Genomic DNA, 9,719 nt, shown 5'->3' with positions numbered 1-9,719 from the left:
TGATCAGATCGTAGGTTCTTGATTTAGTTCCATTGAATTACGCAACAAAGCCCCGTTGCAATGGATTTTAAAAGCTGTGGATCGACATTATAAAATCTCCCTGCCTCATCAAAGCAAAAAGCCCAACCGAAACACGGCGATAGCAAAGAAAGGTAAAGTAATGGTTTCATCATAAAAAGCCACCTATCAGCCACAAACCCACAAAGTGACACCATGAAAAAGCAATAGAATCAAACATCGAGCAAATAGGCGTACTGTGGTACTGAGAGCGGTATTGGCGACCGCTTGCGGTCGAGCCTTTGGCTCAAATTCTTTTAGCGCGAGCGTTGAAGCGTTCGGACAAAAAAAATGCCTCTAGGATAAGAGGCATTTAAGAAAACATATTTGAATATTAAACGTTGATATGACTGCCAACCCAAAACGCGGCACCGGCTACCGTCGCAATCATAGCGAAGGCTGTTGCAATAATGAGATTTTTAAGGGAACTCACTTCATTACGAACTGTGTCGATTTTATCTGAAAGCTCATTACGAACTGTGTCGATTTTATCTGAAAGCTCATGACGAACCGCTTCGATCTTCTGATCGAGTTCTTTACGCGTATCATTTAACTGCTCTTGAGTGGCAGCATGAGCGGTTAGGTTGATCAGCTCTTCAACGCTTAATGTGACTTTGCTTGATTCAGACATAGTAGAAACCTTATTTAATTGCTTACAGTTTATAGCATTATGATGAGGAAGTCATTCACGCCAGAATAGGCGTAAATGAGAGACATGTTTCACTAATGGCTATATCCAACCACGCTCCACAAACGACACCACATCTTCAAAAGACACCACGAAATGATCGAGAACTCGAATATCAACCAAGGCTAACGCGTCGGTCAGTCGTCGAGTAATACGTCGATCGGCTTGACTGGGTGTGGCATCACCGCTGGGATGGTTATGATAAAAAATGACCGCGCTTGCATTTGTGGCCAGTGACTCTTTGACCACTTCACGCGGGTAAACGGATGCGGTGTCAATGGTGCCGTTAAACATCTCTTTTGTGCGTAAAACTCGATGCTGACTATCAAGAAAGATCACCCCAAACACTTCGCTTTCATTGGAAGCGAGTGAAGCCTGACAAAATGACTTCACCAATTCAGGGGAATTGAGTGGCGTCTGCTCTGACACAAACAACTTAGATTTTAAAATGCTCGCGGCATGGTGCAAGATATCTTTTTCTTCTACAGAGAAAAGGCTGTGATTAGAGTAGTTAGCAAGTACAGACATAATAGATCCCTTTTAATATTTAAAGTCGTGATGGGCGGCGCTCAGTCCGTGTTATTGGCCATACAAGATAGTCAGAAGATCTTTCGCTCTCGCTTGATGCTTAGCGGTCGTTTCAACGTTTCTCTCTTCTTTTTTCGCATAGGCGTAATCTTCTCGCATCTGTTTCACAGTCGTAGCTCTATCACATACGCCAATACTCACCCCTTTTCCTTTATTTCCTTCCTCCAAGATCAAAGAGTCGGTATAACCAAACTCATTAAGTAAAATCTCATGCACTTTAACCGCTCGAACGCTCGAATTAAAGTCCGTTGAATTCACCCAAATAAGTCCCTTTGAAACAGTCGCGGAAACGGTCGAACGCACTGCACGTTCAACGACCTGGCAGGAGATATCATTTTTTGGTGAGCTTTCGTGCCCAGCGGCGAAACGCTGGTCGCTGAACATCGATTTAGAGAGAGTTGGGCTTGAGTTTCGTTGTGCCATGAGGAGTTTCCTTTTTGTTTGAGTATCACTTTTATGGAGCCGCTTGGCTGTCCGGCAAGCGCTCATGGTTCTCAATAACAAGGGCGCGAAGCGTTCATATACCCTTGTTATTGGGGCTCTGAGCGAGCACGGTAAACAGCCTGCGAGCCCCATCAAATGATGCAAGTCGAAAGGGAAATCGGCACATAAGGCAACAAGCCCTTACTCGAACTTAATGGAGGTCAGTGAAATGAGTGAGGAGGTACGACGAACAGCAACGAGGAAGACTGACGAGGCGCAGGCGTTTAGGGTTGTACGATAGGAGCTTGTAGAGAAGCACCTTCTGGTGCGGCACGCAGTGGCTCACTAGGGTGATGCCAATCTAGGCCATAGATGAAAGCTCCAAGAGAAAGCCTTGCCCGAAGGATCACGCCTAAGGAAAGAGCACCTCATTATTTCTCACCCCACGTAAAAAACTAAGAAGCAATAAGCTAAGAGATAAGAAGCCAAGAATGAGGATTATTTAAATACATTTACCCGTCAGTAAGTCACTAGAATGGGTATATCGATACTGCCACCTTGCTCACTGTAACTCCCTTTTGAGAGCCAAAGGTCAGCGTCCCTTTTTCAAAACGAGCATTAATGGTCTCAAGCGCTCGATTAAGCTCTAACTTGTTAGAGTTAGCCCCAAATCAGTCAAGCCAGTTTCTAAGTTAATGTATATACGTCTATAAGTAAGGCAAACACTTGTCGTATTTTCCAGTAGGAATAAAAACAGATATCGTCCTTACCTCACTTTTTTGAGACCTCACCTTAGTCATCACTTCAGCGCTGTGATGTACTATTTCTCCAAATAGCACATCCGTTTCTCTTAATCGGTCCCGATAACTTAGTTCAACTGATTTACGCAACAAAGAAATATCAAAATCCTTCATACGTGGTGCGAGCCATGTAAATCCAAATCAAACGGTGATGAAAACCGTGCGGTGCTTTATTAAATTATTCATATGTGTGCTCTACCCTTTGCCACTTAGAGTAGTTATATCAAGATATTTAGTTATAGTGCGTTAATGACACAATGCCTTTCTAGCGTAAATCAATTTTAATTAAGCCAAGAAATTATTTACACCTTCGCAATAATTATTGGCTTTGTTGCGTAATTCAGTTTAGAAACAGAGTCTCCCCGTTTCTCATGCTTTTTAGTCAATACGACAAGTTTCAGGCATACCTAACCCAGTAAGCTTGTTCAACGGTTTTATCATCGCGTAAGTTTCACCCACCTGTGAATTGTAATTTCTTAAGCTCAATCGCCCTCCTAACAACTGTTTTACTCGATACATCACTGTTTCTGATAGTGAACGTCTGTGGTATCCATACCGCTCTTTCAAATACTTATTTGAGCCGTATAACTTCTGGCAACCCACGGCGAGATTTCGAGGGTGACCACGCTCCCAGAAGGCTGCTCCTTCTCTTGGGGGAATAAGCGCAACGGCTCGCTTAATCTTAATAGCAGCGTGGCACACTCTCGTGTCGTACGCGCCATCGCCAGACTCTACGCTTGCCATCCGTCTCGTGTTTTTTGACTTTTCATGAGTGCTGTCGTGATAGCTAAATCACTGAATCGACGTGGCCTACCGCGCTTATTCTGTTTGCTTTGCGCCCAACCGCTTATTGCCTCTTCATCAATCCAAAAAGTCAGAGAGCCACGGTTAATGAGCGATTGGTTGTATTGCTTCCTGTTGGTTGTTTTGTAACGAGGTTTAGACATAGAGCTACGAGAGAGAGTGGACGTAGCTGCTCATATCGTAGGTTCTTGATTTAGTTCCATTGAATTACGCAACAACAAATCCACCTAGCTTTATTATTTATATTTAATAGATATAAATAATAAATATATATCTTTTCAACCCTAGAACCATTGTTACATTATAACAATTAGTGTTCTATTTGAGGTCGAGGGAATGAAAGGACACCTTTTAAAAGTAAAAGCACTTTTTTTGGCAACTTTGGCTTTGGGTGACATGGCCTCTGCTTCTACAGCTCTTCAGTTCAAAGACGTGCTCGGTAGAAACATCTCTTTAGAAAAGCCGGCAGAAAAAATTTTCCTAGGTTTTTATTTTGAGGATTACCTAGCGATCGCTGGACCAGATGCTTACAAAAAAGTGGCTATTTTCCCAAGACACTCTTGGAAAGATTACCGTCAATCTCAATGGACCACCTATAAAAAAATCATTCCTGAGTTAGAAACGATTATTGATTCAGGTTCTCTTTATACAGGTACTTTTGATTTCGAAAAACTCTTGTTAACTAAACCTGATGTTGCACTTCTTGCGGCGTGGCAATATCAATCCCTTGGTGAAAAAGTTGAAATACTTGAAAAGAATGGTATCAGAGTTGTCGTTGTAGACTTCAATGCTCAAACGCTTGAAAAACACGTCATTAGCACACGTGTTATAGGCAGAGTAATGGGGACAGAAGGACGCGCTTCATCGATTGCAACGGAATACGAAAACACAGTAAACATGGTTAAACAACGTGTTACGAGGCATCTGGAAAACCACACGGCACGCCGTGTGTATGTGGAAGCAGGTACAGGTGGACCAAATGAATACGGTAAATCTTACTCGACGACAATGTGGGGCAACCTTTTGACAATGGCGGGGGCCGATAACCTTGCCCATGGGATGTTTGAAGGTTCTGCCCACCTAACGCCTGAATATATCTTGAGTCAAGATCCAGAAGTGATCTTTATATCCGGTGCTCACTGGGTTAAACATAACGACAGCGCCCTGCTTGGTTTCAACAGCACAATGGAAGAAGCGCAAACTAGATACCGCCCCTACCTAAATCGTGCTGGCTGGAATCAACTGACGGCAGTTAAAAATGGTGACGTCTACGGTATATACCACTCAGGAACACGTACTATTTACGACCACGTTTTCTTGTTGTATCTAGCAAAGTCTATTTACCCAGAAGCATTTAAAGATATTGAACCTAAGAAATTGCACCAAGAATTTTTTAGGAACTACATGCCGCAAGCGCTCAAAGGCACTTTCATGATTCAGGTGGGCGTAACTCATGAATGAAAGCATGAAAGCATCGTCTGACCTGAATCATTCCAGCGGCGCTATTTATCAAAGAATGCAGAAGCAAAGAATTAAGATTTTGCTAGGCGCTTTTCTGGCAACGAGTTTTTCCGCTTTATTCGATCTTGGTACTGGCTCATCGTGGCTAGGCATTGAACAAGTTGTTGAAGCCCTCCTAGGTGGTCCCTCTGGTGACAGCTTATCAACACTTATTGTCTGGCAACTTCGGTTACCCATCACTCTCACCTGTCTTATGGTTGGCGCCTCACTCGGCCTCGCTGGCGGTCTAATGCAAACCCTCTTAGCCAACCCACTTGCCAGTCCGTATACCCTTGGTATCTCTGCTGCTGCTGGATTTGGTGCAGCCATAGCTTTTTTAACCGGTTTTTCAGTATTTGGTTTGCATTGGTTAGGCGTGCCGTTTGCCGCTTTCTTGACATCTGGATTAGCGAGTATGGCGATCTATATAATTGGTCGCAGCCGACATATGGACGCAAAAATCCTGATTTTGGCAGGTATTGTCGTTCTCTTCTTTTTCCAGGCTTTACAGTCATTAATTCAATATTTGGCATCACCAGAAGTGCTGCAGCAAATTGTTTTTTGGTTATTTGGCAGTCTACTGAAGGCGAGTTGGTTGTCCTTCTTTGTTTCAGGAGCCGTTTTCCTGTTCGGTTTGGTCTTTGCGTTATCTAAGGTATGGGCACTCACCGCCCTCACTTTAGGCGAAGAGCGTGCACTCGCCTTGGGAATAAAGACCAGCAAGTTAAGACTACAGATGTTTTTACTGTGTTCCTTATTAACTGCAGGAGCAGTGTCGTTTGTCGGAACCATTGGTTTCATTGGTTTGGTTGCTCCTCACCTAGCAAGAATGCTAATAGGCGAAGATCAGCGTTTCTACTTACCTTTGGCGGCATTAATGGGAGCGTTGCTTTTATGTACCTCGTCTCTTGTTGCTAAGTTGATTGTCCCAGGCACTATCATACCAATTGGTATCGTCACCTCCTTAGTCGGTGTGCCGATCCTTCTTTATTTTCTGATAAGCAGGAGGTTTATCTAATGACGTCGCTTTCAATAGAAAATCTTGCCGTTCCAATTGGAAGAAAACTCGTTTTAAAGAAGGTAGATGCCCACTTTTTGGGTGGCAAATTTACCGCCATTTTAGGGCCCAATGGCGCAGGAAAAACGACATTGCTCAAAGCTATCATGGGCATCATTCCTTCTGATGGGAAGATTAATTCAAGTGGGGAGGACGGGCTGAGATTACCGCTACAATCCTTCTCGTACCTATGTCAACTCAACAAATCTCCCTGTCAATTAACGGTTATTGAGTTTGTCTTACTGGGCTTGGTTCATCAACTGAGCTGGAACATCACATGTGAACAAGAACAAAAAGCAGACGCCATCCTTGATTATCTAGGTTTGAGAAATCTCGCCCTTAGACAGTTTTCTCAACTAAGCGGTGGTCAGCAACAGCTGGTTTCACTGGCGCAATCTCTTGTTGCTGAGCCCAAGGTATTGCTCTTAGATGAACCAACAAGCGCCTTAGATCTCAAGCATCAAGTCCAAATTTTAGACCTTGTTCGTCAATATACCCGAGCCAAAAATATCATCACAATTGCGGTCCTACACGACCTCTCTCTCGCTGCTCGATACTGCGACCATCTTCTCTTAATGAATGATGGTGAAGTTCAATATTGCGGTAAACCAGAAGACGTGCTCGATTCTGAAAGGCTGGGGAAAATCTATCAGATTCATGTGGACGTAGGTTGTTGCGTTCATGGACATACCCACGTCACCCCAGTTCGAGCCCTTAAAACAGATTAGGCATTCTTATGGCAATGAATAAAAGGCAATATCACTTATTAGTTTCTCTATCCACGTTTGAATCTCAAATTCAAACCCTGACTCATTACAGCCTTGAAAATTGTGAATGTTTTGTCCTTTTGCAAGAAAAAATTGATGAGTTTTGCGCTTGGATTTTGCAAGAAAATTTTAAAACCATTAGCGATGATTTTGATATGACCCCTGAGTACGATCGTTTAATCAAGCAGCTTCGTGAAACTGCTGTAAAAGCTCTGTGTTTATTGGAAAAACATCAGTCTCAGTGTGCCAGAGAGCATCAAATCGACATCAGCGAATATTTATACCAACTTTCTGAAAACACAAAAATTGAACTAAAAAAAGCAGGAATTGAAAGCAACTCTCGAGTCCTGTTTATTGGCTCAGGGTCCTATCCGGTTTCTGCTTTCACTATATCTCAGAGCACAGGCGCTCTCGTGCACGGTATAGATCTTGATGAGCAGGCAGTGAAAATGGCCAACCAACTCAACTTGTCAACCACTTTTAGCTGCAAAGATCTAATCACTGAGTTTGCCTCTTTCCGGCCAACTCATGTTGTAGTAGCCTCTTTAGTGGAACATAAATGGGAACAACTCAGACAGCTTAGACCTCATCTTAACCACTCTCACCGAGTATTAGTTCGATTCGGTAATGGTTTAAAGTCCGCCTTCAATTACCCTTTCAACCCAAACCTAATGGATGGGTGGGAAACACAACAGATCCATAACGATGCAGCGATATATGACACCGTCTTGATGGAGCGCGCAAAATGACTCTTTCATTAGGAAAAGTGTTAATCGTTGGCACAGGGCCAGCCGCATTTCAGACAGCAAAAATCATCAGAAACCAGTGCGAGCAACTTGGGTTAGTAAACCGCTCATCAGAGCGCTGGCAGCCGATGTTCGAAAGCTTACACAACGAACGTATTGCGCATATTTTCGCTGCCAAATCCTCTTTGAAGCGAATGGCTGGGCAGGTGATATTTGATGCGGTTTTTGAAGATTTACGCGATGTAAGCGGACAATGGGATACGTTGGTTCTGGGCACCCCATCTCATGCTTATTCAGCGGTTCTATTGGCTTTACCTAAATCGTGTTTGAGTTCCACAAAAATAGTAGTCCTCATTTCATCCTTATTTGGTGGGCACCGGATTGTAAAAGGCTTGTTTTCAGAACTGAATTTAACCCCCAACGTACTGATATTTTCCAATTACTTTGCGGCCACTAAATTTATAACGGAACAAGCTGGCGTTCGTGTCCTTACCAAAGCGGTTAAAAAACGTATTTATGCTTACTCAAGTAAAGAAAAATGCCCTGTCCTAGAGCTACTGACTCAAACTTTAGCGGATATCGGTGTTGAAGTTGTCGAGTTGGAAAATGGGTTTAGCGTAGAAGGACGAAACATTACCTCTTTCGTTCATCCCGCATTTTTTATGACCCCTTTCTCGCTCAATCATATCTTAAGTGAGACGAGAGAAGTTAAGTACATGTACAAACTTTTCCCTGAGGGACCGATCACAACCGAAACCATCCACATTTTGGTTGAGCTATGGCGCGATATATCAAGATTGATACTTCACTTTAACGGAACACCATTTAACTTGTTACAATTTCTCAATGATGACAACTACCCTGTGCATCCAGAAACCATTCGTCGTCGTCAAATTGAGCAGTTTATGTCGCTCACTCCAATAGCGCAGGAATATTTGGTTTACGTACGATACAGCGCGATTCTGATCGATCCTTTTTCTAAGCCGGATGAAAATGGGTGCTACTTCAACTTCTCTGCCGTGCCCTATGCCAAAGGTAAGGTGGAAAAAGGCAAGTTGTCTTTACCTCGAATACCTAAAGAAGATATACAGAATCTTTACTGGCTTCAAGTCTTAGGCAGAGCGCATGGGATTGCATTACCGAGCGTTAACCGTGTGCTAGGTATATTCGAATCTTGGTTAAGTAGCTCTCAACTCCCTCACCATTTGATTGAAGAGTCCCGCACTCAAGCGCACCAATACCTTGGTTGGGTGCGTCTATCATACGACCTTTAAAGAAACCCATCATGAACAACGGTGTAGCGTTAACTATATTTTCTGCGTTCATTTTTAGTGTCATGAACGCACTTATTAAAGCGGCCAGTTTGACGATTCCAAGCTCTGAAATTGTCTTCTTCCGAAGCGCAATAGGAACCGTTCTGATTTTAGGTTTAATGTGGAAAGCGAGTATCAGGTTTTCTACCACGGGCATACCAATGCTTTTGCTTCGTGGCCTGTTTGGGGCGTTTTATCTGCTCGCTTTTGTGTACGCGATTACCCACATGCCGCTAGCGGACGCCGTGATTTTGGCTTACCTGTCCCCGTTCTTCGTTATATTACTTTCCAACCTAATTTTGGGAGAAAAAGCCCCTAAAAAAGTAGCATTCCTTTTTCCGCTCACTTTGGTTGGAGTTACCTTAATTGTAAATCCATTTAGCTTCGATACATTTAATTTGTATGCCCTCTCAGGGGTGGCGAGTGCTTTTTTTGCGGCGGCTGCCTCTATCACTATTCGCCACCTGAGTAAGAGGCACCATATTTACGAGATTGTGTTTTATTTTCTTTTCACTTCGATGTTGGTATCCGGTTACTTGATGAGGGATGAGTTTGTGGTTCCACAGGGAATTGCGTGGATTTATCTAATTGCCATTGGTCTTGTTTCGCTCATTGGGCAAATTTTCCTAACAAAGGCATTCAGTCATGAAAACGCCGCTGTAGTTGCAGTCACCCGCTATATCGGCTTGGTCTTCAATATACTTTGGGGGGTTATTTTTTGGTATGAAATCCCTAGTTGGATGAGCACATGTGGCGTTCTTATAATAATAACAACATCTATTTCCCTCTCGCTAAAGAAAAAAAATATTATTCAATGATCTGAGTACCACCTAGAAAACAAACTAATCAAAGAGAGTAGGGAAGGCTTTGTTGCGTAATTAAATTTAGAGATAGATGCACCCCGTTTCGCATACTTTTTAGTCAATACGACAAGTTTCAGGCATACCTAACCCAGTAAGCTTGTTCAACGCTTTTA

At 43.1% G+C, this 9,719-nt stretch carries 9 protein-coding genes and 1 pseudogene; 6 read left to right on the top strand and 4 right to left on the bottom strand.

What is annotated here, in order from left to right; all coding sequences use genetic code 11:
• Positions 1-391: 391 nt before the first annotated feature.
• From ACED53_RS21990 to ACED53_RS21975, 4 genes and pseudogenes are all read right to left on the bottom strand, one after another.
• The gene (locus ACED53_RS21990) at positions 392-688 is read right to left on the bottom strand and encodes a hypothetical protein (protein WP_016800122.1); all 297 of its coding nucleotides are present in this window, start codon (positions 686-688) and stop codon (positions 392-394) included.
• A 99-nt stretch (positions 689-787) separates the two neighbouring features.
• Positions 788-1,273, bottom strand: a complete 486-nt coding sequence (gene radC / locus ACED53_RS21985; RefSeq protein WP_016800123.1) for a DNA repair protein RadC — start codon at positions 1,271-1,273, stop codon at positions 788-790.
• A gap of 51 nt (positions 1,274-1,324) precedes the next feature.
• Positions 1,325-1,756, bottom strand: coding sequence for a hypothetical protein (locus tag ACED53_RS21980; protein ID WP_102258042.1), 432 nt, complete (start codon positions 1,754-1,756; stop codon positions 1,325-1,327).
• Between the two features lie 1,178 nt (positions 1,757-2,934).
• A pseudogene (locus tag ACED53_RS21975) lies at positions 2,935-3,503 on the bottom strand (transposase).
• 193 nt (positions 3,504-3,696) lie between these two features.
• Between ACED53_RS21975 and ACED53_RS21970 the strand changes: the two are divergent.
• Genes ACED53_RS21970 through ACED53_RS21945 form a run of 6 tightly spaced genes read left to right on the top strand, consistent with a single transcriptional unit; the run spans position 3,697 to position 9,561 of the window.
• A complete protein-coding gene (locus tag ACED53_RS21970; RefSeq protein WP_016800125.1) occupies positions 3,697-4,821 on the top strand; it encodes an ABC transporter substrate-binding protein in 1,125 nt (374 codons plus the stop codon).
• Positions 4,814-5,878 (top strand): iron ABC transporter permease, encoded by a 1,065-nt coding sequence (locus ACED53_RS21965; protein WP_016800126.1) that lies wholly within the window; start codon positions 4,814-4,816, stop codon positions 5,876-5,878. Before ACED53_RS21970 ends, ACED53_RS21965 begins: the two co-directional genes overlap by 8 nt.
• Positions 5,878-6,645, top strand: coding sequence for an ABC transporter ATP-binding protein (locus ACED53_RS21960; RefSeq protein ID WP_017100973.1), 768 nt, complete (start codon positions 5,878-5,880; stop codon positions 6,643-6,645). Before ACED53_RS21965 ends, ACED53_RS21960 begins: the two co-directional genes overlap by 1 nt.
• A gap of 8 nt (positions 6,646-6,653) precedes the next feature.
• A complete protein-coding gene (locus ACED53_RS21955) occupies positions 6,654-7,433 on the top strand; it encodes a hypothetical protein (protein WP_016800128.1) in 780 nt (259 codons plus the stop codon).
• The gene (locus ACED53_RS21950) at positions 7,430-8,704 is read left to right on the top strand and encodes an opine metallophore biosynthesis dehydrogenase (RefSeq protein WP_017100974.1); all 1,275 of its coding nucleotides are present in this window, start codon (positions 7,430-7,432) and stop codon (positions 8,702-8,704) included. Before ACED53_RS21955 ends, ACED53_RS21950 begins: the two co-directional genes overlap by 4 nt.
• Before the next feature lie 11 nt (positions 8,705-8,715).
• On the top strand, positions 8,716-9,561 hold the full coding sequence (locus ACED53_RS21945; protein ID WP_016800130.1) for a DMT family transporter: 846 nt from the start codon (positions 8,716-8,718) through the stop codon (positions 9,559-9,561).
• The last annotated feature ends 158 nt before the right edge of the window (positions 9,562-9,719 follow it).

This window comes from Vibrio sp. 1F169, from assembly GCF_041439605.1.
Classification (GTDB): Bacteria; Pseudomonadota; Gammaproteobacteria; order Enterobacterales; family Vibrionaceae; genus Vibrio; species Vibrio tasmaniensis_A.
This window is presented reverse-complemented; position numbering and strand designations above follow the sequence as displayed.